General features: G+C 57.3%; 23 protein-coding genes. 17 read left to right on the forward strand and 6 right to left on the reverse strand.

The features are described 5' to 3' along the window. Positions 1 to 12 precede the first annotated feature (12 nt). On the reverse strand, positions 13 to 828 hold the full coding sequence (locus B347_RS0115895; protein WP_019410679.1) for a P-loop NTPase: 816 nt from the start codon (positions 826 to 828) through the stop codon (positions 13 to 15). A 458-nt stretch (positions 829 to 1,286) separates the two neighbouring features. On the opposite strand from B347_RS0115895, the gene B347_RS0115900 reads away from it, so the two are divergent. Beyond that, positions 1,287 to 2,264: an AraC family transcriptional regulator gene (locus tag B347_RS0115900; protein WP_019410680.1), complete on the forward strand. Its 978-nt coding sequence runs from the start codon at positions 1,287 to 1,289 to the stop codon at positions 2,262 to 2,264. Between the two features lie 239 nt (positions 2,265 to 2,503). Here the strand turns inward: B347_RS0115900 and map are convergent, their stop codons facing one another. Beyond that, positions 2,504 to 3,295, reverse strand: a complete 792-nt coding sequence (map, locus tag B347_RS0115905) for a type I methionyl aminopeptidase (protein ID WP_019410681.1) — start codon at positions 3,293 to 3,295, stop codon at positions 2,504 to 2,506. Continuing rightward, complete coding sequence (locus tag B347_RS0115910; RefSeq protein ID WP_019410682.1) at positions 3,292 to 3,534, reverse strand: ParD-like family protein; 243 nt, start codon at positions 3,532 to 3,534, stop codon at positions 3,292 to 3,294. The genes map and B347_RS0115910 overlap by 4 nt, the downstream gene beginning before the upstream one ends. A gap of 145 nt (positions 3,535 to 3,679) precedes the next feature. Here B347_RS0115910 and B347_RS0115915 point away from each other — a divergent pair, with 145 nt between their 5' ends. The 10 genes from B347_RS0115915 to B347_RS0115965 all read left to right on the forward strand — a co-directional run bounded on the left by B347_RS0115915 (position 3,680) and on the right by B347_RS0115965 (position 15,452). Further along, positions 3,680 to 5,401: a sensor histidine kinase gene (locus tag B347_RS0115915; RefSeq protein WP_019410683.1), complete on the forward strand. Its 1,722-nt coding sequence runs from the start codon at positions 3,680 to 3,682 to the stop codon at positions 5,399 to 5,401. 33 nt (positions 5,402 to 5,434) lie between these two features. Next, a complete protein-coding gene (locus B347_RS0115920) occupies positions 5,435 to 6,742 on the forward strand; it encodes a sigma-54-dependent transcriptional regulator (RefSeq protein WP_019410684.1) in 1,308 nt (435 codons plus the stop codon). A 228-nt stretch (positions 6,743 to 6,970) separates the two neighbouring features. Beyond that, positions 6,971 to 8,275 carry an ABC transporter substrate-binding protein gene (locus B347_RS0115930; RefSeq protein WP_019410686.1) on the forward strand — a complete coding sequence of 435 codons (1,305 nt, stop codon included), beginning with the start codon at positions 6,971 to 6,973 and terminating at the stop codon, positions 8,273 to 8,275. A gap of 28 nt (positions 8,276 to 8,303) precedes the next feature. After that, positions 8,304 to 9,626 (forward strand): ABC transporter substrate-binding protein, encoded by a 1,323-nt coding sequence (locus B347_RS0115935; protein WP_019410687.1) that lies wholly within the window; start codon positions 8,304 to 8,306, stop codon positions 9,624 to 9,626. A 153-nt stretch (positions 9,627 to 9,779) separates the two neighbouring features. After that, entirely contained in the window at positions 9,780 to 10,679 is a 900-nt protein-coding gene (locus B347_RS0115940) for a branched-chain amino acid ABC transporter permease (protein ID WP_026014233.1), read from the forward strand. Between the two features lies 1 nt (position 10,680). Then, entirely contained in the window at positions 10,681 to 11,625 is a 945-nt protein-coding gene (locus tag B347_RS0115945) for a branched-chain amino acid ABC transporter permease (RefSeq protein ID WP_019410689.1), read from the forward strand. Then, positions 11,622 to 12,392, forward strand: a complete 771-nt coding sequence (locus B347_RS0115950) for an ABC transporter ATP-binding protein (protein WP_019410690.1) — start codon at positions 11,622 to 11,624, stop codon at positions 12,390 to 12,392. The genes B347_RS0115945 and B347_RS0115950 overlap by 4 nt, the downstream gene beginning before the upstream one ends. Beyond that, positions 12,389 to 13,036, forward strand: a complete 648-nt coding sequence (locus B347_RS0115955; protein ID WP_019410691.1) for an ATP-binding cassette domain-containing protein — start codon at positions 12,389 to 12,391, stop codon at positions 13,034 to 13,036. Before B347_RS0115950 ends, B347_RS0115955 begins: the two co-directional genes overlap by 4 nt. Positions 13,037 to 13,045: 9 nt before the next feature. Continuing rightward, complete coding sequence (locus B347_RS0115960) at positions 13,046 to 14,200, forward strand: iron-containing alcohol dehydrogenase (protein WP_019410692.1); 1,155 nt, start codon at positions 13,046 to 13,048, stop codon at positions 14,198 to 14,200. Positions 14,201 to 14,297: 97 nt separating this feature from the next. Then, positions 14,298 to 15,452, forward strand: coding sequence for an iron-containing alcohol dehydrogenase (locus tag B347_RS0115965; RefSeq protein WP_019410693.1), 1,155 nt, complete (start codon positions 14,298 to 14,300; stop codon positions 15,450 to 15,452). A 41-nt stretch (positions 15,453 to 15,493) separates the two neighbouring features. Here the strand turns inward: B347_RS0115965 and poxB are convergent, their stop codons facing one another. Beyond that, positions 15,494 to 17,215 (reverse strand): ubiquinone-dependent pyruvate dehydrogenase, encoded by a 1,722-nt coding sequence (gene poxB / locus B347_RS0115970; protein ID WP_019410694.1) that lies wholly within the window; start codon positions 17,213 to 17,215, stop codon positions 15,494 to 15,496. Between the two features lie 927 nt (positions 17,216 to 18,142). On the opposite strand from poxB, the gene B347_RS0115980 reads away from it, so the two are divergent. Both B347_RS0115980 and B347_RS0115985 read left to right on the forward strand, forming a co-directional pair. After that, positions 18,143 to 19,522 carry a glutamine synthetase family protein gene (locus B347_RS0115980; RefSeq protein WP_019410696.1) on the forward strand — a complete coding sequence of 460 codons (1,380 nt, stop codon included), beginning with the start codon at positions 18,143 to 18,145 and terminating at the stop codon, positions 19,520 to 19,522. Between the two features lie 174 nt (positions 19,523 to 19,696). Continuing rightward, on the forward strand, positions 19,697 to 20,341 hold the full coding sequence (locus B347_RS0115985) for a class I SAM-dependent methyltransferase (RefSeq protein WP_019410697.1): 645 nt from the start codon (positions 19,697 to 19,699) through the stop codon (positions 20,339 to 20,341). Here the strand turns inward: B347_RS0115985 and ampC are convergent. Then, a complete protein-coding gene (ampC, locus tag B347_RS0115990; protein WP_019410698.1) occupies positions 20,338 to 21,498 on the reverse strand; it encodes a class C beta-lactamase in 1,161 nt (386 codons plus the stop codon). The genes B347_RS0115985 and ampC overlap by 4 nt on opposite strands. A gap of 278 nt (positions 21,499 to 21,776) precedes the next feature. Here ampC and rnd point away from each other — a divergent pair, with 278 nt between their 5' ends. The 3 genes from rnd (at position 21,777) to B347_RS0116005 (ending at position 24,258) form a co-directional block, all read left to right on the forward strand. After that, positions 21,777 to 22,910 (forward strand): ribonuclease D, encoded by a 1,134-nt coding sequence (gene rnd, locus B347_RS0115995; protein WP_019410699.1) that lies wholly within the window; start codon positions 21,777 to 21,779, stop codon positions 22,908 to 22,910. After that, positions 22,907 to 23,200 (forward strand): YcgL domain-containing protein, encoded by a 294-nt coding sequence (locus B347_RS0116000; RefSeq protein ID WP_019410700.1) that lies wholly within the window; start codon positions 22,907 to 22,909, stop codon positions 23,198 to 23,200. The genes rnd and B347_RS0116000 overlap by 4 nt, the downstream gene beginning before the upstream one ends. Positions 23,201 to 23,325: 125 nt before the next feature. Then, positions 23,326 to 24,258: a D-2-hydroxyacid dehydrogenase gene (locus B347_RS0116005; protein WP_019410701.1), complete on the forward strand. Its 933-nt coding sequence runs from the start codon at positions 23,326 to 23,328 to the stop codon at positions 24,256 to 24,258. Positions 24,259 to 24,376: 118 nt separating this feature from the next. Here B347_RS0116005 and B347_RS0116010 read toward each other — a convergent pair whose 3' ends face one another. After that, positions 24,377 to 24,970: a nitroreductase family protein gene (locus tag B347_RS0116010; protein WP_019410702.1), complete on the reverse strand. Its 594-nt coding sequence runs from the start codon at positions 24,968 to 24,970 to the stop codon at positions 24,377 to 24,379. A gap of 156 nt (positions 24,971 to 25,126) precedes the next feature. Here B347_RS0116010 and B347_RS0116015 point away from each other — a divergent pair, with 156 nt between their 5' ends. Further along, positions 25,127 to 25,576 carry a YcgN family cysteine cluster protein gene (locus B347_RS0116015; protein ID WP_019410703.1) on the forward strand — a complete coding sequence of 150 codons (450 nt, stop codon included), beginning with the start codon at positions 25,127 to 25,129 and terminating at the stop codon, positions 25,574 to 25,576. Positions 25,577 to 25,589 lie beyond the last annotated feature (13 nt).

The following is a 25,589-nucleotide window of genomic DNA, read 5'->3' on the forward strand; positions in this document are numbered from 1 at the left end:
CACAGAGTAGCATCACGTGTTTTTGATGAGACTCTCCATAAAGAATTCAATATTACCTGTGGGGGTGTCACGTACAGGCCATCTATCAATTGCACGCGCCAATCTTCTTATGTCTTGTGCGAATTCTGATTTCGGATACAGGTCGAAGAGTGCCTGGCCTTTGATGGCCGCACGGCGCGCTGATTTGATATCGAGCACGTGGCCTGCATAGCTTAATAATAAATCAGTGCGGTGCACGTTCATCTTTAATAGCTTTTCGAAAACGGCCCTGCCTTCATATCTGTTTGAAACCGTGTTGATGAGTATTCTGAAGTTTTGTAAGTTGTAATCAAGGTGCAGGGCGTTGATAAGTGCGTTGGTGCTGGCGAGGGCTGTGGGTTCGCTATTGGTGACCAGTAAGATGTCTTGAGAGGCCCTAATAAAGTTGAAAACTGATTTGTTAATGCCCGGCGCCGTGTCAACAATAAGGATATCGACCTCTCCTGCAATCGTATTAAAGGCGTTGACGATGCCGAAGTGATGAGCAGGGCTAAGGTTTGTTATCGGCTTGGTTACCGTGCTGCCGAGAATAAAATTAATACCCCGAGGCCCGCTGAAAGTAATCTCGTGCAGTGATCGACGGCCTTCAATTAAATCCGTCAGTGTGTAAGCGGGTGACATATTTAAAAGCGTTGCGATGCTGGGCAGTTCCAGGTTGGCATCTAAGAGAGTAACTCTTTTCCCACGCTCCGTTAATGCCATTGAAAGGTTAATGGCTACCGTGCTTTTTCCTGTTCCCCCTTTGCCACTGGCGATCACTATTACCTGAGGGGTTTTTATTAAATTCATTAATGCTGTGCCGTGTCAGTTTTTTTGTGATAAATAGCACAGCAAGGCTGAAGGCTTCAGGAATGGTGCACTTCTATTTTCGTATTCTGAACTTTTCGTATCTGTTTTTTGGCCCGAAAACCCCGGTGTCACCTTTTAGGGAGTAGGCAGTCGCTCGGAATATAGCGGTAGAAAGTGAGCATTGATAAGCCCTGATTTTCTTAAAGGCCCACACCCACCCTCTTTTTTTTTTGTGGCTAGTCATAATAGTTTAGAGACTTTTCAAAAGGGGTTGTTTAGTTTGGCCGGACTATACTTGCACATCGTCGGCACAGTAGTAAGTGTCCTCTGACGCGAACGTAGTGTTCAGTGGCGCCATGCGGATTGACGCTGGCGTGAGAAGTCATTAAAGATTTTAATAGTATCCAAACTCGCTTGTTTGTGAGCCGATTTTATCTAATGCCATGGATGAGTAGTAGATGTTTAACATTAGCAAGTTATATGTGCAGTTGCTTGATAGTGCGTTGGGTTGCAAAAACTTTAATGGCAGTAAGTTTGGTAATTCGGTTTTAGAGTGTGATGACTATATTGATATATTGCTGGTCTATGAGTGGCTTGCTAGCTTAACACTAAGTTCTGGAGACCCTGACCTTGGGCTAAAGGCTTATCACAACACACACCCTGCCATGCTGGGTATCCTAGGGTATGCCGTCATGTCGTGTGCCACGCTGGGTCAAGCACTGGAGCGAGTTGTAACCTACCATCCTTTGATCAGTAATGGTTCTTTTCTAAAGGTTGAACTTCAGCAGGAACGCTTAAAGTTGATAGGGTTTGAAATAGGTTACAAAGCGCCAAGAGCCTTTATTGATTCAGGTGCTGCAGTCATTCTGGGGATCATTAAATGGCTGGTTCCTCATCAAAATATAAAGCCTTTAGCCGCTGAGTTTGTATACCCCGAGCCAGCAGGGTTAGCGTCTTTGAGAGAAATATTTTGTGAAGATATTAAGTTCTCATCAGACGCGAACAGTTTATTTTTTGCAAGAGAAATTTATGATTACCCCTTGATTTCCGCTTCCTCAAAGCTCGATAGCATACACACTGAGTTGTTGAAGGTTCAGTTGCAAAAAACAGTGAATGGTCTGATGTCTGCTAAAGTGAAAAAAACGGTCGCTGATGAGTTGTCAGCGGGCTGCATTCCTACACTTCAATCTACGTCAAAACTGCTAAAAATCAGCTCAAGAACTCTGCAATATGCCTTACAAAGTGAATGTTTAAGCTTTACCGCTGTCTTTGAGGAGACACGCAGAGAACTGGCTCATCATTTGCTCAGAAACTCTACCTATAATTTGAAGTATATCTGCGCGACGTTAGGCTTTTGTGAGAGAAGCAGCTTTCATAAAGCCTCGCTGCGTTGGTTTGGTATGACGCCTCAAAGCTATCGCGAGATAATCGAGTGATTTAAAAATCCTATGAGCCTTTTATAATCAAATAAAAAACATTATTTATTTTTAGATCGATGTGTTTTACCTGCCCGGTTGTGATGCCCAGCGTTTTCGTCAGTGGCCAAGTTGGCGTTATACAAGGGCTGTGGTTTTTTATCATGCCGATGGACGTGTCTTGGAAGGGGCGGACTCGACGCAACGCCGCGGCCTGAATGCCAAGGCGTTGCACAGTGATTCGTCTGGAGCGTAGCTGCTTAGGTAATAGAGGGGAACTCTTCAAGCGAGTCTGGCCAAGGGCTCAGTACCTCAAAGCCGTCGTCGGTCACGGCGACCATGTGTTCCCACTGGGCTGACAGCGACAGGTCTTTGGTCACTACGGTCCACTGATCGGCGAGGGTCTTTACATGGCGCTTGCCTGCATTGAGCATCGGCTCGATGGTGAAAATCATGCCGGCCTTCAGCTTCATGCCTTGGCCCGGAAAACCGTAGTGCAGCACTTGCGGCTCATCGTGGTAGACCTTGCCGATACCGTGTCCGCAGTACTCGCGCACCACGCTAAAACCCTCTTTCTCTGCGACCGTCTGGATGGCGTGGCCAATATCGCCCAGCGTCGCGCCGGGGCGGACCTTACGAATACCAGCGCACATGGCTTCATAGGTGGTTTTGACCAGGTGCCGGGCTTGCGCGCTGGGTTCTCCCACGTAGTACATGCGACTGGTGTCGCCGTACCAGCCATCTTTGATCACGGCGATGTCGATGTTCACGATGTCGCCATCGTGCAGCACTCGGCCCGATGGAATGCCATGGCACACCACCTCATTGACTGAGGTGCACACGGTCTTCGGAAAGCCGTGATAACCGACGTTGCCGGGAATGGCTTTTTGCACATTGACGATGTAGTCGTGGCAGATCTGATCGAGCTGGTCGGTGGTCACCCCAGCCTTAACGTGCGGCGTGATCATGGCCAGCACCTCGGCCGCCAGCTTGCCCGCTACTTTGGATTGGGCAATGTGTGCCGGGGTGTTGATAACGACGTGGGTTCTCATTGGCTGGCCTGCGACGCAATGCCTTCAAGCTGACACAGCCGGGTCAAGTCATAGTCCCCGGCGAGCTCGGCGCGTACCAGTAAACGGCAAATGTCGTTATGGTTCAGATTAGGGTGCAGCTCGGTCAGCATTCCGATGCGCATCCAGTGTTCGGCTTGAGCGTTGATCGAGCGGCTCAGGGCGTTGCTGGCGACGCGCAGGTTTTCGTGCATATGTTCCGAGATTTTTACGATGCCCATGCAATCGTCCACTGTGTGATATGTATGAAATGTAAGCGAAACGTATATTAGGCGATGGTCGGCCTGATGTGCAACATCACAGCCATGGACAGGTCCGAGGCTCGGTCCCTATGCTGGGGCCATTACAAAAACAATCAAGAACGCCATGAACCTCGATTCTCCCTTCCATGTGTTGTTGCAATGGCTTGCCCGGCCGCACCGCAGCCTGGTGGCGCGCTATACCTTGTTGTCCGTTGTGGTGATGAGCGTGGCGCTGATTACCCTGGCGATTTTCTACGAACAACTGGCCAAAGACTTGCTCAATCGGCTGACTGGCGAGCGGTTGGACGCGCAAGCGCTATCGACGGCCAACCGTTTGTCGTCCTTTCTCGATGATCGTTTTTACCAACTCTCGGCGTTGTCGAATCACCCCAACATGCCGGAATTTATCGTCGACCAATCGCGCCTCATCAGTGACGTGGATTCGCTACTCAAGCTTGAGGGTGATTTGCCCTTTATGTATGGCGTGCTGTTTTTTGATGAGCGTGACCGCCTGATTAAAGTGCTGCCGGGCCAGTCAGCCTCCGGCGAGCCGTACTGGGGCAGCGAGCATTGGTCCATCGCAGGCTTGCCGGTGCAATGGGTGGGCGATGTTGAAGTGATTGGGCCGTTGCTGCCTAAAGCGGGCGGCTCTGGCAGTTTTCTGATCCGCAAAAGCATCCGTGTGGGGCGCACCAACCAGCGAGTGCGAATCGCCCTGCATTTACGCTTGGCGTCCTTGACCGAGTTGTTGGTCAGCGCGGGCATGAGCGGCGTGGTTGCGCCCCTGTTACACGTGCCGGGAGGTGCGTTTGTCGACCCCACCGGGCGCCAGGTCAAGGCGCCGGAGCAATGGCACGAAGGGCCGATGATATTGCCGGGTTGGCAGTTGGTCTTCAGCGTGGAACCGGGAGCCATCCTCAAACCGCTGAACGATGCCCGCTGGTGGTTGTACTGGGTCGCTGCGGGTTTTATCGGGTTTATCCTCATCGTGTTTTTTACCCTGTCGCGCCAGTTGCGCTCGCGGGTCAGCACACTGCTGCAAGGCGCTCATCAACTGTCCATGGGCGACTTGAGCTATCGCTTGGCGCAACAGCCGCAAGACGACGAAATAGGCCATGTGGCTCGCGCTTTCAACGTCATGGCCGAGCGCTTGGCGCAGGTCATGGACCAGACCGTACGCACCGAAAATCTCGCCGTACTGGGCACTTTTGCCACCGGTGTGGCCCATGAAGTACGCAATCCGCTGGCGACGATGAAAACCACCGTGCAGGCCTTGTTGCGCCGCGAGCAAGAGCCTGAGCGTCGGCAACTGCTGAGTGATCTAGTAAAGGAAATCGACCGCTTGTCCCGCGTCACCAATGACCTGCTGGAGTACGGTCGTCCGCATCCACCCAAGCCGTGTGTGGTGTCTGTGGCGCAGTTGTTCGAACACACCGGCGCGATGGTTGCACCGCAACTGCAAGGGCGCAGCATCGAACTGGTGTGCGAAGCGGCAGGCGATTTGCAAATTTTTGTCGATCCCGATCAGGCCCAGCAGGTGTTACTCAACCTGTGTATGAACGCCGTGCAAGCCAGCCCTGACGGCGCGGTGGTGCGGCTGTGTGCCGAGACCGGGCAAGGGCGTGTGCGGATTTTGATTGTTGATCAGGGCTGCGGAATTTCTGCCGAGCATTTGCAGCAGGTGCGCCAGCCATTCTTCACCTTGAAACCCCGTGGCACCGGCTTGGGTTTAAGCATTTGCCAGCAATTGCTGGAGGCCAACGGTGCGCGCATGCAAATCGTCAGCGTGTTGGGTGAAGGCACCCATGTGACGCTGGACTTTCCAGCGTTCACCCGGTTTTTGTAATCAGCCCTCTGAATCCGTTTAAGCGAGTCGCAGATGTCCGATGTTCACGTGTTAATCGTCGATGATGAAGAAGCGCTGGTGCGCTCGCTCAGTTATGCACTGCGTGGGGAGGGCATGCGTATCAGCACGGCCAACAGTGGCGAAGCCGCGCTACAACAGACGCTGGATGATATCGACATTGTGTTGCTTGACCTGGGCCTGCCGGGCATTGATGGCATGGCCACGCTGGAGGGTTTGCGCCAGCGCAGCCCGCACCTGCCGGTGATCATGATCTCGGCCCATGGCGATACGCGGGCCGCCGTGCAGGCGGTCAAGAGTGGTGCCACCGACTACCTGACCAAACCCTTTGAACTAGATGATTTGCTGGCGACCATCAGCAGCACCCTGGCCTTTGATGCACCTGGGGCGGCGGTCGCGGGGTTGCAAGGACAAAGTGCGGCCATGAGCGCGCTGCATGCTGCCGTGCAACGGATTGCCCACAGTTCAGCGACGCGGATTCTACTACTGGGTGAATCCGGCACCGGCAAAACCCTGGTGGCCCAAGCCCTGCACAGCCACAGCGCGCGTGCCGCGAGTGCATTTATTGAAGTGAATTGTGCGGCCTTGCCCGAGCAACTGATCGAAGCTGAACTGTTCGGCTCCGAGAAAGGCGCCTACACCGGCGCTCATCAAAAACGCGCTGGGCTAGTCAGCCAGGCCAACGGGGGCACCTTGTTCCTCGACGAAATTGGCGAGTTGCCGCTCAGCCTGCAAGCTAAGTTGTTGCACTTTTTGGAAAACGGCAGCTACCGCGCCGTTGGCGCCAGTCAGGCCAGCAACGCTGACGTGCGGGTGGTGGCCGCGACCAACCGTGACCTGGCGGACGATGTGCGCTTAGGGCGGTTTCGCGAAGACTTGTTTTACCGCCTGAACGTCATCACCGTCGACATCCCGGCCTTGCGCGAGCGCGGCGATGATTTGCTGTTGCTGGCGCAGTATTTTGCCCAGCGCCAGGCGGTAGAAGAGGGCGTTAGCCCGATTCAGTTCTTGCCCGATTGTGTGGCGGCCCTGCGTGGCCATCGCTGGCCCGGCAATGTGCGCGAACTGAAAAACTTGGTCGAGCGTCTGACCATTCTGTTGCCGGGGCAAGGCATCAGCGCTGCGATGTTGCCCGCGCACCTGCAAGCGTCTGAATCGTCGGCGCCCTTGGTGCTGGGCGATCAACTCGAACGCGCCGAGCGCGACCTGGTGACCGATGCGCTAAGCCGCTCGGCGGGCCACAAAGGCCTGGCCGCGCAACTGCTTGGTATCTCCCGGCATGCGCTCAAACGCCGCCTGCAACGCCTGGGTATTGAGCGCTAACCGCTCATCCCCGCGCGCTTGTTGAGCGCAAACCGCTCAAAAGGCATACCAAACCCGTAGGGGCGAGCTTGCCTCGCGATCTTTTGACCCTTTAAAAGATCGCGAGGCAATCGAGCGTCGACCGGCTGCTGCGACCCGGTTCGTAGGTGTTGGCACAGCACTTGCTCTATCACTTCCAGCACTCCAACAAGAGGCGTTTTCAACGCCCTAAAGGAATTTATGCACCCGATGCGTATATGGGCCTATTGCCTACTGACTTTGAGCGGCCTGCTCGTCAGTGTTTCAGCCAGCGCCGAAGTCGGCCGCTTAGAGCTCGGCGTGCCTGCGTCACAAGCCGATCTGACCATGGGCTGCCTGTACCCGATGACCGAGCGCGCAGCCATTTACGGGCATGACAGCATCCTCGGCATTCAAGTCGCACTCAATGAATTGCAAGCCCGTCGTGTGGCCGGTGAGCCGGTACCACGCGTGCGGGTGATCGTTGATGACGACCAGTCCAAAGCCTCGTACGGGGTCAGTCTGGCCAAGAGTTATATCCATAAAGACGGTGTGCAAGTGCTCTGTGGCATGGTCTCGTCCGGGGTCGCGCTGGCTGTCAGCCAGTTGGCCCGCCAAGAAAAAGTGCTGATGATCGGCACCGACCACGCCTCGTCACGCATGACCCTGGAAAACGGCCACCCCTACTATTTTCGCGTGACCAACGACACCTGGACCTCCATGGCCGCGGGTGCGCGTTACCTGCAAGCGTTGCAGAAAAAAACTGGCTGGAAGCGCCTGGCGTTCATTGGCCCCGATTACGAATACGGCCATGTGTCGCGCGATGATTTGCACGAAGCGCTGAACCAGTTGGGCGTGAAGTTTGAAGACGTCATTGAGCTGTGGCCGCGCCTCTATGAGCCGGATTACTCACCCTATATCGCCGCGCTGGAAGAGGCTAAGCCCGACATCATCGTGTCGGCGATTTGGGGCGGTGACTTCCATGCATTCGTCAAACAGGCCGTTGGTAGCCGACTGCTGGAAACCTCGCGTCTGGCGAACTTCGACACCGGGGCCAATTACGATTTTTTGGTGTCGCTGGGCAACAAGGCACCTGCCGGTTTGATCCTTTCTGCACGCCACCACAACAACTGGCCGGACACCGAGCGCAATCGTTCGTTTGTCGAGCGCTTTCACCAGTTGAGCGGGCGCTACCCGACTTACGCCGCGCAGGGCGCTTACACCGGCGTCATGGTGATGGCCAAAGCCTTTGAAAAAACCGGCGGCGTCACCGACAGCAAGGCCCTGATCCACGCACTTGAAGGCCTTGAAATCGCCTTGCCCGAAGACCCTCCCGGGACGTTTTCTCGCATCGACCCAGTGACCCACCAAATCCAGCAAAGCCAAGCGATTGGCACGCCGGTCAGCAATACCGATTACCCGCCTGCCCAACTGATGTTGGGTGACTGGTCGGTGTATTCGGCGCAAGAGCTACAGCTCGATAGCGCCACATTAAAGCGGCGTCTGGCCGCACGAAAACCCTTTGCCGAGCCTTAACCGCTCGTTCACCCACAGAGACTCAAGCATGAATAATTCCAAGAAAAGCATGTTGAAACACCCTTTGGCCTTTGCCATCACAGCTGCCGGGCTGGCCCTGTCGTTGAGCGCCTCGGTGCAGGCCGCTGAAAACGGCAAGTTCAGGATTGGCGTCGTCACCTTCCTTTCTGGCCCGGCCGCTGGCCCGTTTGGCGAACCTTCAGCGAATGCCGCCAAGGTACTGGTCGAGGGCCTGAACAAGGGCCAACTGCCCGCGCCTTACGACAAAATTGGCATCAATGGTGCCGAGATCGAAGTGGTGATCATTGATGAGGCCGGCGGTGCGGCCAAGCAGGTCGAAGAGTTCCGCAACCTGGTGCAGCGCCAGAAAGTCGATGCTGTGGTCGGCTACATTTCGTCCGGTGACTGCCTGGCCATCGCGCCGGTGGCAGAAGAACTGGGCGCAATGACCGTGTTCTACGATTGCGGCACCTCGCAGTTGTTCAAAGAAGACAAAACCCCTCAGTACGTATTCCGTACCAGCCTCGATGCGGCGGTGGACAACATCGGCGCAGCTCGCTACCTGAGCAAGGTGCGCCCCGACGCGCAGAAAGTCGCAGGCATTCAGCAGAACTACGCCTGGGGCCAAGACAGCTGGAGCGACTTCACCCACTCCATGGAGCAACTGATGCCCAAGGCCAAGGTGGTTGAGTCGCAGATGCCCAAAGTCTTCCAGGGCCAGTACGGCGCTGAAATTTCCGCGATCTCGGTCAAACGTCCCGACATCATTCACTCCAGCTTCTGGGGCGGCGACATGGAAGCGCTGGTGCTGCAAGCCAACGCGCGCGGCCTGCTGGAAGACGCCACCGCCGTGCTCACTTGCGGCGAGTCGGCCATCGACCGTTACAAAGATCAGGCACCCAACGGCATGATCATCGGCGGCCGTGGTCCGTTCGGCGCATTTGCCCCGGATAACGCGCTCAATCGTTGGTTTAAAGACCAATACCAGACTGCCTACAAGACTGCGCCGACGTACCCGGCGAGCAAAATGGCCCAGGCCATTCTCGGCCTCAAGCACGCAGCGGAAAACGCCAAGGTTGAGCCGGGTAAGATCCCAGCGCCGCTGGAAATCGCCAAGGCCTTTAAAGGCGCGACCTTTGAGTCGGTGTCCGGCACCGTAAAAATGGCCCGTGCTGATGGCCATCAAGCCATGCAAGGCATTGCCTACGGCGAATACCAATACGACCCGGCAAGCAAAAAAGGCGGCGTGCAAAACGTCATCGCCTTTTCGGGTGAGTGTGTGACCCCGCCGGATGGCACCACCGCGCTGGACTGGATTAAAGCTGGGTTCCCTGGCGCACAGTGCAACTGACAAGCACAACCTGTAGTCGCTGCCGCAGGCTGCGAAGGGGGGCGTAGCACCCCGTTTCCTTGAAGTCCTCGCGGACTTCATCGCAGCCTGCGGCAGCGACTACAGAAACCGTTGTGTGATTGACCTGATGTTTCTTGCCAAGGTAGGACCTCAATGATGAGTCTTTTCGCGGTGCTGATTGACGGCACCATCTATGCCTCGTGGCTATTTTTGGTCGCGGCCGGGCTCACGGTGATCTACGGGGTGATGCGCATCCTGAACATGGCCCACGGCAGCTTTTATGCCATTGGTGCCTACGCCGCTGCGTCACTGGTGGGCTGGTATTTCAATAACGGGGTTGGCCCAGTCTGGGCAGGGTATCTGTTGATGCTCGGCTGCGCGCTGGTAGCCGGCTTGATCGTCGGGCTGATCATCGAGCGCGGCTTGCTGCGCTTCATGTACGGCCGCGACGAAGTGCTGATGGTGATCATCACCTACGCGCTTCTACTCATCCTCGAAGACACCATGAAGATGATCTGGGGCGTAAACCCCTATTTCGCCTACCAGCCCTATGCCGAAATGGGCCGCAGTGCGCTGGCCGGGCTCAAAGTATCGAATTACGACCTGATGCTGGTCGGTATCTCTCTGGTGCTGGGTCTGGGGCTGTGGTTATGGCTGGAACGGACGCACCAAGGCAAAGTGCTGCGCGCCGTGATCCACGACCGCGAAGTGGCCATGGCCATGGGCGTCAATGTGCGGCGCATGTTCACCTTGGTCTTTGTGCTGGGCACCATGCTCGGCACCTTGGCAGGTGCCTTGACCGCCCCTGCGATTTCGGTGGTGCCGGGTATGGGCGTCGAAGTCATCGTGCTGGCGTTTGCCGTGGTTGTGATTGGCGGCATGGGCAGCATCGAAGGGGCCGCGGTGGGTGCCTTGCTGGTGGGTTTGAGTCGCGCCGCCGCTGTGCATTACGCGCCGGAGTTCGAACTCTTTGTGATCTACGGGGTAATGGCGCTGGTGCTGGCTGTGCGTCCCCAAGGGCTATTCGGCCGTGTACTGGCGAGGAAAATCTAAAATGCGCCTGAGTAAAACCGAATTGATTCTGCTCGGCGTTGCCGTGCTGCTGGCCGCAGGCGGTGTTATCGCCCCGCAATGGCTGGTGTTTTTGCTGACCATGGCCTTGGCCAAGGCCATGGTGGTGCAAGGCGTGGTGATGCAAATGCGCGCCGGGCTGGTGACCTTTGGCCAGGGCTTGTTCTTCTGCGTTGGCGGTTACGCCGTGGGCATGAGTGGGCACTTTCTGAACATCACCGACCTGGCCCTGTTGCTGCTGATCGGGGTAGGCGCGGCGGTACTGCTGGCCATGCTGCTCGGGCTGCTGATGACCCGTTACCGCGAGATCTTCTTTGCCATGCTGTCGTTGGCGTTCTCGATGATTCTGTACGGCGTGCTGGTCAAGAGTTCGGCGCTGGGCAGCACCGATGGCTTTAACGTCAAAGCCTGGACCTTGTTCGGCTGGACGCCCGCTTCGGGCCAAGCGCCGCTGGCGCTGTTCATCATCATCGTGGCCTGCTCAGGGCTGCTGGCGGTGTTGCTGCATCGCTACAGCCGTAGCAGCGCGGGGATGATGTGCGAGGCCATCCGCGAGAACGAAGTACGGGTCGAATACCTCGGCCAGTCACCGCGTTGGGTGCTGTACATGAACTACGTGGCGGCGGCTGCCGTGTCGGCGTTGGGCGGTGGTTTCATGGCCTTGTCGGCCGGGCACATCGACCCGGAAATGGCGTACTGGATCACCTCCGGCGAGTTTGTGTTCATCGCGTTGCTGGGCGGCACGGCACACGTCGCCGCTCCGTTTATCGCGGCCATCCTGTTTGCCGTGGTACGCACCTACGCCATTGAATTGGTGCCTCACAGCTGGCAAATGATTCTGGGTTTCACCCTGCTGGCGATCATTGTTTTCCTGCCTAAAGGCTTGTGGAGCCTGTTCACCGGGCAAGCGCGGAGGGCAAAAGCATGAACTGCATTCTTGAGACCCAAGGGCTGTGCAAAGAGTTTGGCGCAGTGACAGCCGCTAAAGACGTCAACGTGCGGATCCATAAAGGCGAAGTGGTGGGAGTGATCGGTTCCAACGGCGCGGGCAAAACCACGTTTATCAACATGGTCACCGGCTACCTGAAACCCAGCCGTGGCGAGATTCTGTTCAATGGCCAGTCGATCATTGGCCGTACCCCGCGCGCCATCACCCGGGCGGGTATGGCCCGGTCGTTCCAGGTCGCGCAGTTGTTCCCACAGTTGAGTGTGTTGGACAACTTGCTGATTGCCGTATCAGCCGCGCAAAGTCCGTTTCCGTCACTGCTGGCACCGATGCGCAACGCGTCACGCATCGCCCAAGCGGATGCGATTCTTGCCGAGTTCGACATCAGCCGCTGGCGCGACACTCAAGTCACTGCGGTGCCGCAAGGCGTGCGCAAACTGATCGACATCGCCATGGCGTTGATTGGCGACCCGCAAATGTTGCTGCTAGACGAGCCCACCAGCGGCGTCAGCGCCGAAGAAAAAACCGCGCTCATGGACACCGTGATGCGGGTGGTTGCGCAGCACCAGGTCACGGTGTTGTTCGTGGAACATGACATGGACGTGGTGCGCCGCTACGTGTCGCGAATTCTGGCGTTCTACAGCGGCGAAGTATTGGCCGATGGCGCACCCGAAGCGGTGCTGGCCAACGCCCGTGTGCAAGAGTTCGTGACGGGCGGGCCAAACGCTCACAAGAGGGCAGCGCAATGAGTCTGGATATTCGCAACCTGCACGTCTCGATTGAAGGCGTGCCGATTCTGCATGACGTGTCGTTGCACGTGGGGGCCGGGCAAATGGTCGGTTTGATTGGCCACAACGGCGCCGGAAAAACCACCTTGATCCGCGCCATCATGGGCTTGCTTGAGGCCGATTCGGGCTCGATCACCTTTGCCGGTCAAGACCTTCGCAACCAGCCGGGTTTTACCCGAGCCTCCTCAGGCATCAGTTACTTGCCCGAAGACCGTCGATTGATCCCGGCGCTGACCGTTGAAGAAAACATCCTGCTGCCGGTTTGGGCGAACAAGTTACAAGACAGCCAGCGGCGCCTGGAATGGGTGTACAGCTTGATCCCGGAAATCGCCCAGTTCCGCGAGCGTAAGGCGATGCAACTGTCCGGTGGGCAACAAAAGCTGGTGGCGCTGGCGCGGGCATTGATGCCGGGGCACAAGTTATTGTTGCTCGATGAGCCGTTTGAAGGCGTGGCGCCCGTCTTGTCCCGGCGCCTCAGCGAAGTGATCGCCAAGCTGGGCCGCGAGGGCCTGTGCGTACTGATTTCTGAATCCGATGACACTCATTCTGCCGATCTGGTCGATGCGCTCTTTCGCATCGAGCGCGGCAGTGTGACCGCAGGGTAGGGGAGCATCATGTCAAAATTTACCTTTGAAACCACACCGCGAGTGATCTGCGAAATTGACGGCGCACTTCGCCTTGGCGCCTTGTGCCGCGAACTTAAGGCCGAGCGCGTGCTGTTGGTCAGCGACCCTGGCCTGCTGCGTGCGGGCTTGCTCGATGCGCCCATGCAGGCCATGCGCGACAGCGGCGTGCAGGTCACGTTGTACAGCGATGTGCAGGCAGACCCGCCGGTAGCCTGCGTGGAAGAGGCGGTGGCGGTGGCGCGTGAATGCCGCGCCCAGGCGGTGATCGGACTGGGCGGCGGCAGCTCGCTGGACATTGCCAAGTTGGTGGCCTTGCTCTGCGGCCACGAACAGCGGCTGGAGGACATCTACGGCATCGGTTTGGCCCAAGGCCCGCGTTTGCCGCTGATCCAAGTCCCGACCACTGCGGGCACGGGCTCGGAGGTCACCGCAGTGGCGATTGTGACCACCCTGAGCCATGAGAAAAAAGGCGTGGTCAGCCCGTTGCTGTATCCCGACATTGCGCTGCTGGACGCGCGCCTAACGGTTGGATTACCCGCAGCCATCAGCGCAATGACCGGCGTCGATGCGATGGTGCACGCCATTGAGTCTTTCACCAGCGTGCACAAAAAAAACGTGTTGTCCGATGGCCTAGGGGTGCAGGCCCTGACCTTGCTGGCGGCGAACATGGACCGTGTGCTGGCTGAGCCGAGTGATTTGCAGGCGCGCTCAAATATGCTGTTGGGCTCGATGCTGGCGGGCATGGCATTCGCCAATGCGCCGGTGGCGGCGGTGCATGCGCTGGCCTATCCGCTGGGCGGGCATTTTCACGTGCCCCACGGCCTGAGCAACGCGCTGGTGCTGGTGCCGGTACTGAACTTCAACCGCCCGGCAGCCGAAACGTTGTACGCGCAATTGGCCTCGGCAGTGTTGCCGGGTGAACACTTTGCGAATGTCAGCGAGGCGTGTGATGGTTTTATCGACTTCATGACCCGACTGGTGGCGCGCATGCCGTTTGCCCAGCGTCTGAACGAAGTGGGGGTCACTCCCGAGGACCTTGATCAACTGACCGATGACGCGCTGAAAATCGAGCGACTGTTGATCAACAACCCGCGCCCGCTCAACCGCGACGACATTCACGCTATCTACAGCTCGGTGCTGTAGGCGCGAGCTTGCCCCGCGATCTTTTAAACGATCAAAAGATCGCGAGACGAACTCGTTCCTACAAAAGCAGTTATTCATCAGTCAACAGGAGTCAGCGATGAACCATGAATTCAGGAGTGTGCCGCGCATCATCTGCGAGGCCGGGGCACTGCAACAAGTCGGCAATGTCTTTCGAGGCTTGGGCGCGCAACGGGTGATCGTGGTGTGCGACCCGGGCATCGTCAGCCTCGGGTTTGCCGGTCGTGCTCAAGCGGTGCTTGAAGCGTGCGGCTGTGAAGTGGCGGTGTTTGACCAAGTAACCCCCGACCCGTCATCAACCGTGGTTGAGCAAGCCGCGCATCAAGCGCGGGCATTTAAAGCCGATGGCGTATTGGGACTGGGCGGTGGCAGCTCGCTGGACGCCGCCAAGCTGGTGGCGCTGTTGATCAATAGCGACCAACCGCTGCACGACGTGTACGGCACCGACAAAGCCCTTGGCCAACGCGCGCCGCTGGTGCTGATGCCGACCACGTCGGGCACTGGCTCGGAAGTCACGTGGGTGTCGGTGATCACCGACCCACAGCATAAAAAACAGGCGGTGTACTCGCCCCAGCTGCTGCCGGATGTGGCTGTACTCGACCCGCAGCTGACCCTTGGCTTGCCGCCTAAAGTCACCGCTGCCACGGGGTTGGATGCCATGGTTCACGCCATTGAGGCGTACACCAGCCGCACGCGTAAAAACCCAATTTCAGATGGTCTGGCGACAGCCGCACTGACGTTGCTTGGTACTAATTTGCGCAAGGTTTTAGCCAATGGTCAGGACCTCGAAGCCCGTACCGCCATGCTGCAAGGTTCGTTGATGGCGGGCATGGCATTCGTCAACGCCTCTGTGGCGGCGATTCATGCGCTGGCTTATCCGCTGGGCGCGCGTTTTCACATTCCCCATGGGCACGCCAACGCCTTGGTCATGGCCCCGGTGATCCGTTTTAATCTGCTGAACGCGCAGCACCAATACGCCGAACTGGCGGTGCATTTGTTACCGGGTGAGCAGTTTGATGACGAGGCCAGCGCTGCCGAAGCCTTCGTCCAGGCGATAGAAAGCCTGGTTCGCGACAGCGGTCTGGAACTCAAATTGTCCGCCTTGAAGGTGGATGAAGCGTCACTCGCTGTGATGGCCTCAGAGGTCGTCGTGGGGATTCGGCGCTTGATCGACAGCAACCCGCGCGACATGGACGAGCTAGACGTCGAGGCAATCTATCGACGTGTTTTTTAAGCCAGTGAGAGCAGCGGCACCCGAAGGCGCCGCAGCGTTAACTAACGCAACAGATTGACCTTGGCCAAATCAATCAACTCGCGGGCTCGGCCATCCATCACCGTTTTGAGCATAAACAGACTAAAGCCCTTGGCTTGCTCAAACGTTTTGGTGGGAGGCATCACCAGTTCCTGGCGGGCGCTGACCACGTCGACCAGCACCGGGCCGTCATGGCTAAAGGCTTCACGCAAGGCTGCTTCCAGCTCGGACGGGTGCTCAACCCGAATACCCTTGACCCCCATCGCTTCGGCCATCGCGGCAAAGTTCGGGTTGTTCAGGTCACAGCCAACATCTGGGAAGCCCGCCGCCTTCATCTCCATTTCGACAAAGCCCAAGGTACCGTTGTTAAGCACAATGACTTTGACCGGCAACCCCACCTGATTCAGGGTTAAAAAGTCGCCCATCATCATGGTGAACCCGCCGTCGCCAGACATCGAAATCACCTGGCGATACGGGAACGTTGCTTGCGCGCCGATGGCTTGGAGCATGGCGTTAGCCATTGAGCCGTGGTTAAACGATCCGATCAGGCGGCGCTGGCCATTCATTTTCAGGTAGCGCGCGGCCCACGCAGTGGGCGTACCGACGTCACAGGTGAAAATGGCGTCTTCATCGGCCAGTTCACTGACCAGCCGGTTCAGGTACTGCGGGTGAATGATTGAACTGTCAGGCCCACTTTCTGCCAGCGCGTCGAGGTCTTCGCGGGCTTTTTTGTAATCCTTGAGGGCGCTATCCAGGTGGTCGCGTTCGGGGTTTTGCGCGAGCTTGGGCAGTACCGCCTGCAACGTCAGCTTCACATCACCGATCAGGCCCAACTCCAAGCCACAACGATTGCCCAACGCTTCAGAGCGCAGGTCGATTTGTGCGATGTGGTTGTGCTCCGGGTAGAACTGGCGATACGGGAAATTAGTGCCGAGCATTAGCAACGTGTCGCAGTTCTTCATCGCCAGATAACCCGATGCAAAGCCGATCAGCCCGGTCATGCCGACGTCATATGGGTTGTCGTACTCAACATGCTCCTTGCCACGCAGTGCATGCACGATCGGCGCATTCAGGCGCTCGGCCAGGGCCAAAATTTCGGTGTGGGCATCTGCGCAGCCAGCCCCGCAGAGCAGGGTGACTTTTTTACCGGCGTTAAGAAAGAACGCCAACTGATCAACATCGCTGTCGCTCGGGCGAATCAGCGGCTGAGTCGGGGTGAGCCAGTTCGGCACCTTGGCCTCGGTGGCTTGCAGCGCCACATCACCGGGGATCACCACCACCGCCACACCGCGCTTGGCGATGGCGACACGCATGGCGCGTTCGAGAATCTGCGGCAATTGCTCGGGCTGCGACACCAACTCCACGTAATGGCTGCACTCCTTGAACAGACTTTCGGGGTGCGTGGCCTGAAAGTAATCAATGCCGATTTCGCTCCCTGGGATATGCGCTGCCAAGGCCAGCACCGGCACACCGCTGCGATGGGCGTCGAATAGGCCGTTGATCAAATGCAGGTTGCCGGGGCCGCAACTGCCGGCGCAGACGGCCAGTTCGCCGGTTAAATGAGCTTCAGCCCCCGCAGCAAACGCGGCAGCCTCCTCATTGCGCATATGAATCCACTTAATCTGCTCCTGGCGCCGCAACGAATCCGTGAAACCGTTCAAAGAGTCGCCGACCACGCCATACACACGCTGTACGCCTGCTTGCTGCAAAGTCTCAGTGATGAAATCAGCCACAGTTCTGGACATGAAAAGCGCCTCGAAAAGTAAGAAAAGAGATGGCCTGGACTCAATGCGTTGCCTGATGCAACCCGATGCCCAAGCAGAATAGACACTGCATCTGACCTTGCCGTTTTTTAAAACGTTCGATGAAAATGTCTTCATCTGCGATTGGCAGTTGATCTGGCAGTTGATCTGGTTTTTGATCTTGACCTACCCGCCCCATCGGGAGGCCGAGTGGAGGTTCTGCGCAGTGGGTCGACCGGCATGGATGCCGGGAGAGCCGCGCTGGGCCAAGGATGGCCCGTCGCGGCGTGCCCACGGAGCTAACCTGCGCGAGGGAACCTGAGCGAAGCGAAGGCCGTACGCAGGGGCAAGGACCTTTTGGGTACTTTTGGGGCTGTTTGCCAAAAGTGCCTCGCCGTAAGGGCGAAACCCGTAAAACGCCGTTAAGCATCATATGGATATGTACACACACACGCAAAGCGCTGCCGCTGCGCGACAGATCGCAGCCTTCGGCAGCGGCTACAGGGCTGTTTGCCTGTACACAGAGCGCTGGCGGTGGATTGCGGGGCGGTCGCCCGCAATGTTTAGCCAATCCATAACTAAAAGTCTGAAACCGCGTGTTGCATCTGAGCGTTCAGTCATGTGAGGCTACTGACTCAGTGTTGACCAAGGTCGAAGGTATGGGTTGTTTACGCGGTGAGCTTGAACGACGCGACATGTCGCAAACTCCCGTATTGCGTGGCGTACGTTCACGTCATTTTGCCCCGTCACCCTCCAGCCGTTGCGCACTGCCTTCCAAATTGGCCTTTTGGGCCTTGTTTCACTGTCGTCATGCCCGCCCGCCGGACCCTCCGATTGCCCGTTAAGTCTTGAATGCCTGCGCCCTTTAGGGGTTGCAGCTACATTGGCGCGTCTGTGCGCCTGCCTGATACGAAATGACGAGTAATCCCCATGAGTGCCACCACCGCGTTTGCCCCACAGCAAGAAGCCCTAGACTTTCTGGAACTGAATCCGGATATCGAGATGTTTGAGCTGTTCATCATCGATAACAACGGCGTCCCACGGGGCAAGTTGCTGCACCGCGATGAGTTGATAGCGGTGTATGAAAGTGGGCGACCGCTGCCCAGCACGATTCTGGGCCTGAGCATCAATGGTGATGACATCGAAAACACCGGGCTGGTCTGGGACGTGGGCGATATCGACTGCCGGGCCTATCCCATCAGTGGCAGTTTGCAGCGCATGCCATGGCGCTTGATCCCGACGGCAGCGGTTCAAGTCAGCATGCACCCGCAGCAAGGCATGCCCGCCACCGTAGCCGATCCTCGGCACTTGTTGGCCAAGGTCATTGATGGCCTCAAGGCCGATGGCTACTACCCGGTGATGGCCGCCGAATTGGAGTTTTACCTGCTCGACCAGCAGCGCGACAGCAACGGTCGCCCTCAACCGGCACGCGATGCCGACGGCCAGCGGCCCCGTTCAACGCAAGTCTATGGGCTGCGCGAACTTGAGCAAATCGAGCCGTTTTTGGCTGACTTGTACAGCGCCTGCAAACTGCAAGGCATTCCTGCGCGCACCGCGATCTCCGAGTACGCGCCGGGCCAGGTTGAAATTACCCTTGAGCATCGCAGTGATGCCCTACAAGCCATGGACGAAGCGGTGCGTTACAAGCGCTTGGTAAAAGGCGTGGCGCACAAACACGGCATGACAGCCTGCTTCATGGCCAAACCCTTCGATGACTTGGCGGGCACCGGGATGCACATGCACGTGAGCCTGGCCGACGAACAGGGCAATAACCTGTTCGCCAGCGAAGCGCCCGAAGGCACGCCGCTGCTTAAACAGGCAGTGGGTGGGATGCTCAGCACCTTGCTGGATTCATTGCTGATGTTTTGCCCGAACGCCAACTCATATCGTCGCTTTCAGAGCAACAGCTACGCACCGCTGGCCGCGACCTGGGGCGTCGACAACCGCACCGTCAGCTTGCGTGTGCCAGGTGGCCCGGCCTATTCGCGGCACATCGAACACCGCATCTGTGGGGCAGATGCGAACCCCTACCTGGCGGCTGCTGCGATTTTGGCGGGCATCCATCGTGGCATTCGTGAGCAACGCGACCCCGGCGCGCCTATTGAAGGTAATGGTTACGCTCAGGCTACTGAGATGCTGCCAACAGACTGGTTGACCACCTTGCGCGCCCTGCAAGGCTCTGAATGGGCCAACGAAGCCTTCGGCCCTGAATTCCTAAAGGTCTACCTGGCTGTGAAAGATGGCGAATACCGCCAATTTATGGGCGAAGTTGGCGAACAAGACTGGCGCTGGTATTTGCATCAAGCGTGATAGTTACCTGTGGGAACTAACGAAGGCTGCGATCTTTTGACTGTCCGAACGGCGCTACACAGCGTAAGGCCGTAGCCCCAATCTCATTGGTTTTCATACTTTTCTGACAATTTTTTCACTGCAAGCCCGTTACTCTTTGTGTCGAATATCATTAAACACAAGAGTCAGCGGGCTATGTCGTTGCAGTCACCTTCCACCATTGAGCTAGAGTTTGCCGAACGCTACGACCGCGAACACGCACAGTTCTGTCGCGAAGCTCGGCCGCAAGGGCTCGCGCAGCGCTTGGCTATGTGGCGGGAACAACGACTCGTGCGCCGAGCGCTGAAAGTCGCCGGTGAGCCGGGTTTGGTGTTGGATGTTGCCTGCGGTGCCGGACGTTTTTGGCCACTGCTGGCTGAGCACGCCAATCGGGTCATTCTGGCCGCTGACTCCTCGCAAGGCATGCTCGACCATGCCCAGACGCATCATTCGGCCAGTCTGCTGAAGCGAATTACGCTGTTTAAAAGCTCGGTATTTTCCATAGAAATGTCCGAGAACGCTGTGGACAGCATTTTTTGCATGCAGCTGTTTCACCATGTCTACGACAGTGAACATCGCCTGACGCTTCTGCGTGAGTTTTACCGGGTGAGCCGCGACAGTTTGATCGTCTCGGTGTGCGTGGGGCGCCCCTCATTACAGCGCGGCAGCCCGCGGGCCGTGATCAGCAAGCATGAAGTAGAAGAGCAGTTTGCACAGGCCGGTTTCAGCATTCTCAAGCACTACGACGTGCTGCCCGGCGGTGCGCAGGGCAGCATTTATGTGTTGCGCAAAGGCGCCTAGTTCAAGGTTTTGAATACCGTGTAAGCCAGTTCTACGCGAGCGCTGTTGGGGTAGTTTTTGTTGGCCAGTATCACTACCGCCTGCTTTTTTTCAGGCACTAACGCGATATAGCTGCCAAAGCCCGAGGTTGACCCGGTCTTGTTGAGCCACACCGCTTGCTGGGGCGGCAACACTGGGTTCAAGGCAATTGCCTTGTTGCTCTCGTAGGCCATTTGGTCAGCGTTACCCTCCAACAGATGCTTAAGGGTGGCGGGGTAAGGGTATTGCTCCCAGATCAGGTCTTGAGTCATTGGCCCAATCTGGAAGTAGCCGGTGTGCGTGTTGGTAATGGCCCGTTGCAGGTCTGCCTCAACCTTGCCGAGCCCCATGTTCAGTTGCGCAAATTCGATCAGGTCGCGGGCGCTGCTTTTTACGCCATAGGCTTCGTCGGCCAAGACGCCGGGATTGAGCCGCACCGCCACATCCTGTTTGTTATAGCCTTGGGCATACAACGGCCATTTATTTTCCGGTACGTGCAGGTAGCTGTTATCCAGGCCCAGTGCGGTGAACAAGGTTGTTTGCAGAGCCTGCGAAAACGTCTGCCTCATGCTTTTGGCCGCAATCACGCCCAGCATGCCGATGCTGGGGTTAGCATAGCTTCGTTGAGTGCCCGCCGGATAGGTCGGCTGCCAGGCGGTGAGGTAGTCCTGTAATTGACGATCGTTCTGCACGTTGTCAGGCACTTGCAGCGGCAAGCCCCCTGCCGTGTGTGTGGCCAGATGCAGGAGGGCAACCTGGCCAAATGCGCGGCCTGCGTATTGCGGCAGGTAGTCACTGACGGGGTCTGTGAATGACAGCAGTCCTTTGACCTGGGCATACGAGGCTAGCGTGGCCGTAAACAACTTACTGATAGAACCCATTTCAAACAGCGTGTCGGGCGTGACAGGGGTTTGTGTGGTTTTTGACGCGACGCCGAAACTATAGAAGTGCTGCTGACCGTTGTTGCTGATGGCAATCACCAGCCCAGGAATCGCGTACTGCTGCATCACAGCGTTGGCGGCTTGTTGCACGCGGGCTTCTTGGTCGGAAGGTAGGTTCTGCGCGTGGGCCGCTTGGATGAACGCGCACAGGCTCAGCACAGAGGCCGCAACAGCGGACAGTTTTCGGGTGATGCACATTCGGGGCACTCTCAATTTTTTTAAAGGGTAAAACACCTGATTACCTTGTCACGTCATATTTCGTAACGATGGCCGTGTGGTCAATACAACGACCGCTATTAAAAGGTACGGCCTGCACCGGGCCATGTCAGCGGGTCAATTACCGACAGAAATAGCTTAAGTGGTGAAGGTCATTACTTGTAATTGCGTAGGCTTTTTCGTCGCCAAGATTGCGAGTCAATGTCCGGAAACACCTGGCGCCGATATATACTGCGCGCCATTCTTCAAGGGAGAGCCGTGTGGCCATCGATATTCACTGGATTTGCGACAACGATAGCCTCGGCCAGCATTGTGCCGAATGGCAGCACTTGCCATTCGTCGCCCTCGACACCGAATTTATGCGGGTCGATACCTTCTACCCGATTGCCGGCCTGATTCAGATTGGCGACGGCGAGCGAGCCTACCTGATTGACCCCTTGACCATTGACAATTGGCAGCCTCTGGCCGCCCTGCTGGAAAACCCGGCAGTGGTCAAAGTGCTGCACGCGTGCAGTGAAGACTTAGAAGTCCTGTTGCGCCTGACTGGCAGTCTGCCGGCACCTTTGTTCGACACACAACTGGCAGCGGCCTACCTGAACCTGGGTTTCTCCATGGGGTATTCGCGTCTGGTCAAAGAGGTGCTCGACCTCGACCTGCCCAAAGGTGAAACCCGCTCTGACTGGTTGCAACGTCCGTTGTCTGACACGCAGGTCAGTTACGCCGCCGAAGATGCCCAGCATCTGGCGGAAGTCTATGTGCAATTGCGTCCGCGCCTGTCGGATGAAAAGTACCACTGGGTGCTGGATGATGGCGCCGAGTTGGTAGCCAACCTGCGCCGTGAAGTTGACCCGTACGAGGTATACCGCGAGGCCAAATTGGCCTGGAAGCTATCTCGTGCCCAACTCGCGGTATTGCGTGAAATCTGCGCCTGGCGCGAGCAGCAAGCCCGTGCTCGCGACCTGCCGCGCAATCGTGTCGTTCGTGAACACGCGCTGTGGCCATTGGCCAAAACTCAGCCCGATAACCTAGTAGCGCTGGCGCGTATTGAAGACATGCACCCGCGTACCGTACGTCAGGATGGCGAGTTTCTTCTCGATTTGATCAAACGTGCTGGCAGTCTGCCGCCGGAGCAATGGCCGCCTGCCGTGCCTGAGCCGTTGCCGGTTGAAGCCGCCTTGTTGATCAAACGCCTGCGCGCCGTAGGCCAGGCCGAAGCCGAGCGCCTGAACATTGCGCCGGAACTGATGCTGCGTAAGAAAACCCTAGAAGCCCTGCTCAAAAGTGGCTTCCCTGAGGGCCCTTATCAATTGCCCGATTCACTGCGCGGCTGGCGCCGTGAATTGATGGGCCAGGCGTTGCTCGATTGCCTGGCCAATGTTGGAGAACAGTCTTGAAACGTATTTGCTCGATCTATCGCAGCACCAAACGCAACGAAATGTACCTCTACGTGCTCAAGGCCGATGCGTTGGAGCGTGTGCCAGAGACTCTGATGCTGGCATTTGGTAAACCCATCCACGCGTTTGATTTGGTCCTGACCCCAGAGCGCAAGCTCAATCGGGAAGACATCGTCAAGGTCCTGGAAAACCTTGAAACCCAGGGTTACCACCTGCAAATGCCGCCCGCTGAAGACGAATACATCGAGCACTTGCCCGAAGAGCTGTTGCGTCGCAACGACCCGATGTAAATGCAGCGCCAGGTGCCCGGTTCCGGGCGCCTGTCTCCACAGACTCAATTTGATTGACGGTGGCCGAACGCAGCGGGGCAAACCTGAGCGATGGGCACTGGCAGTGGTTTTAGAAGGTTAGAAGCATGCGCGTCCTGATTGCCGAGCACGATTACTCTCTATACGCCCAACTCTTGCAACAAGCAGCGCCGGAACTGGAAATACACACCAGCGGCGACTCCGCGAAATTGACCGAATTGGCCGCTGACTGTCCGGTGTGGCTGGGCCAGCCGGACCTGATGGCCACCCTGTTGCGCCAAGGGCATAAGCCGCAATGGCTGCAATCGACCTGGGCGGGTATCACGCCGCTCTTGGCCGAAGGGCTGGGGCGTGACTACCGCTTGAGCCGTGCAGTCGGTATTTTTGGCCAAGTCATGGCTGAGTACGTGCTGACCTACATGCTCGGTCATGAACGTGAAGTCATGGCGCGCTTGGTCAGCCAGGTCGAGCGCAAATGGGACAACCGCACGGGCCAGAGCCTGGTGGGGCGCAAAGTCTTGATCGTCGGGGCAGGGGACATCGGCCAGACCGTGGCGCAGTTTCTGCAACCGTTCGGGGTCGAGTTGTACGCCATTGCCAGTGCTGCGCGCGAGCAAGCACCGTTCAAAGAAGTCGCGGTGTTGAGCGATCTACCGCGTTTGGTTGCGCAGATGGACTACGTGATCAACTTGCTGCCCAACACCCTTGAAACCCACGACCTGTACGATGCCGAACTGTTTGCACAGTTCAACCCCAATGGTGTTTTCATTAATGCCGGGCGTGGTGTAGCGGTAGTCGATGCAGACTTGGTTGAAGCCTTGCGTCAGGGGCATTTGGCGGGTGCAATCATTGATGTTTGCCGCCAAGAGCCGTTACCGGCCAAGCACCCGTTCTGGACGGCTTGGGGCTTGTTGTTGACCGGCCACAGCTCGGCACCGACCTCGCCGCCCATGATGGTGCAACTGTTTATCGACAACCTGCGGGCGTACCATGCGGGCGAACCGCTGCGGGGCGAAGTGGACTTCGAACGCGGCTATTAACAGCCGTTTGATCGATCCCGCCATGCTGAGAACTGTGGGACGAGCCGGCCGACGCTCGATTGCTCGCGATCTTTTAAATATCAAAAGATCGCGAGCACGCTCGCTCCGGGGATTTCCGTTACAGACTAAAATCACCCTCGGCCACCAGCTTGCTCAAAGGCTCGCGCTGGCTTGGGACTTCCTTGGCTTGCAGGTAATCCACCAAACTTGCCTTGTCGCCCAATTTGCCGATAGCAACCATCGCCTGAACCTCATAACCCTCAGGGATCTTCAACTCTTGGCGCGCGCGTTGGAAATCCAGGCCGCTCATGCCGTGGGTGTGCCAGCCGCTCAAGTGCGCTTGCAACGCTAAGTGACCCCAAGCAGCACCTGTGTCGAACGCATGGGTCGGGGCTGGTTTTTCTTCAGTGCTGCCCGGTGCGGCGAAAGTAGTTTTCGACACAATCACTACCAGCGCGGCAGCGTGTTTGGCCCAACCCTGATTGAACTCAATCAGCAGGCTCAAGTAGCGATCGAATTCTGGGGTACCGCGCAGCGCGAATAGAAAGCGCCAAGGTTGCGCGTTGTAAGCCGACGGCGCCCAGCGAGCGGCTTCGAAAAAGCTCAGCAGTGTGGGTTTGTCGATGCTGGCGTCGGTGAAGGCGCGTGGCGACCAGCGTTGGGTGAACTGCTCATGAATCGGGTGTTCGGCAACGCGGTTGGAGGCTGGCATTCAAGTTTCCTGAGTTGATTTAACCAGCTGCAAAGCTACTGTCATGGCCTTAAGGTGACAAGCCCTGTTACACCGTCAGTCACAAGCGCTTGGCCCGCGAGGGGTTGGGCACTAGACTGGCGGCCTTTTCCACTCCCTGATGTTGATGTTTGAGCCATGGCCGCAATCGTTAAACCCTTCTGGATCCGAAAAACCCTCGATCAACTCGATCAAGAGGAATGGGAGTCGCTGTGCGACGGCTGTGGCCTGTGTTGCCTGCAAAAGCTCGAGGATGAGGACGACAACAGCGTCTACTACACGCGTATTGCCTGTAAATTGCTCGACTTGAAAACCTGCCAGTGCACTGACTATCCGAATCGCCGTGACAGCGTGCCGGATTGCATTCAGTTGTCACCCGGCAAGGCTGAAGAGTTCAAGTGGCTGCCGCCCACCTGCGGTTACCGACTGGTCAGCGAGCGCAAGGATCTGCCGCTCTGGCACCCTTTGGTCTGTGGTGATCCGGATGCGGTGCACCACGAACGAATTTCACAATCAGGGCGCATGCTCGCTGAAGGCAGCGTGCCAGAAGATGACTGGGAAGATCATTTGATTTTTCGCGCCGGCTAAGTCAAGGAGTGAG

This window comes from Pseudomonas psychrophila HA-4, assembly GCF_000282975.1.
GTDB lineage: Bacteria > Pseudomonadota > Gammaproteobacteria > Pseudomonadales > Pseudomonadaceae > Aquipseudomonas > Aquipseudomonas psychrophila_A.

Excerpts from the sequence above, each read along its gene's own strand:
- B347_RS0115895 (WP_019410679.1), bottom strand. The coding sequence starts at position 828 with ATGAATTTAATAAAAACCCCTCAGGTAATAGTGATCGCCAGTGGCAAA.
- B347_RS0115900 (WP_019410680.1), top strand. The coding sequence starts at position 1,287 with ATGTTTAACATTAGCAAGTTATATGTGCAGTTGCTTGATAGTGCGTTG.
- map (WP_019410681.1), bottom strand. The coding sequence starts at position 3,295 with ATGAGAACCCACGTCGTTATCAACACCCCGGCACACATTGCCCAATCC.
- B347_RS0115910 (WP_019410682.1), bottom strand. The coding sequence starts at position 3,534 with ATGGGCATCGTAAAAATCTCGGAACATATGCACGAAAACCTGCGCGTC.
- B347_RS0115915 (WP_019410683.1), top strand. The coding sequence starts at position 3,680 with ATGAACCTCGATTCTCCCTTCCATGTGTTGTTGCAATGGCTTGCCCGG.
- B347_RS0115920 (WP_019410684.1), top strand. The coding sequence starts at position 5,435 with ATGTCCGATGTTCACGTGTTAATCGTCGATGATGAAGAAGCGCTGGTG.
- B347_RS0115930 (WP_019410686.1), top strand. The coding sequence starts at position 6,971 with ATGCGTATATGGGCCTATTGCCTACTGACTTTGAGCGGCCTGCTCGTC.
- B347_RS0115935 (WP_019410687.1), top strand. The coding sequence starts at position 8,304 with ATGAATAATTCCAAGAAAAGCATGTTGAAACACCCTTTGGCCTTTGCC.
- B347_RS0115940 (WP_026014233.1), top strand. The coding sequence starts at position 9,780 with ATGATGAGTCTTTTCGCGGTGCTGATTGACGGCACCATCTATGCCTCG.
- B347_RS0115945 (WP_019410689.1), top strand. The coding sequence starts at position 10,681 with ATGCGCCTGAGTAAAACCGAATTGATTCTGCTCGGCGTTGCCGTGCTG.
- B347_RS0115950 (WP_019410690.1), top strand. The coding sequence starts at position 11,622 with ATGAACTGCATTCTTGAGACCCAAGGGCTGTGCAAAGAGTTTGGCGCA.
- B347_RS0115955 (WP_019410691.1), top strand. The coding sequence starts at position 12,389 with ATGAGTCTGGATATTCGCAACCTGCACGTCTCGATTGAAGGCGTGCCG.
- B347_RS0115960 (WP_019410692.1), top strand. The coding sequence starts at position 13,046 with ATGTCAAAATTTACCTTTGAAACCACACCGCGAGTGATCTGCGAAATT.
- B347_RS0115965 (WP_019410693.1), top strand. The coding sequence starts at position 14,298 with ATGAACCATGAATTCAGGAGTGTGCCGCGCATCATCTGCGAGGCCGGG.
- poxB (WP_019410694.1), bottom strand. The coding sequence starts at position 17,215 with ATGTCCAGAACTGTGGCTGATTTCATCACTGAGACTTTGCAGCAAGCA.
- B347_RS0115980 (WP_019410696.1), top strand. The coding sequence starts at position 18,143 with ATGAGTGCCACCACCGCGTTTGCCCCACAGCAAGAAGCCCTAGACTTT.
- B347_RS0115985 (WP_019410697.1), top strand. The coding sequence starts at position 19,697 with ATGTCGTTGCAGTCACCTTCCACCATTGAGCTAGAGTTTGCCGAACGC.
- ampC (WP_019410698.1), bottom strand. The coding sequence starts at position 21,498 with ATGTGCATCACCCGAAAACTGTCCGCTGTTGCGGCCTCTGTGCTGAGC.
- B347_RS0116005 (WP_019410701.1), top strand. The coding sequence starts at position 23,326 with ATGCGCGTCCTGATTGCCGAGCACGATTACTCTCTATACGCCCAACTC.
- B347_RS0116010 (WP_019410702.1), bottom strand. The coding sequence starts at position 24,970 with ATGCCAGCCTCCAACCGCGTTGCCGAACACCCGATTCATGAGCAGTTC.
- B347_RS0116015 (WP_019410703.1), top strand. The coding sequence starts at position 25,127 with ATGGCCGCAATCGTTAAACCCTTCTGGATCCGAAAAACCCTCGATCAA.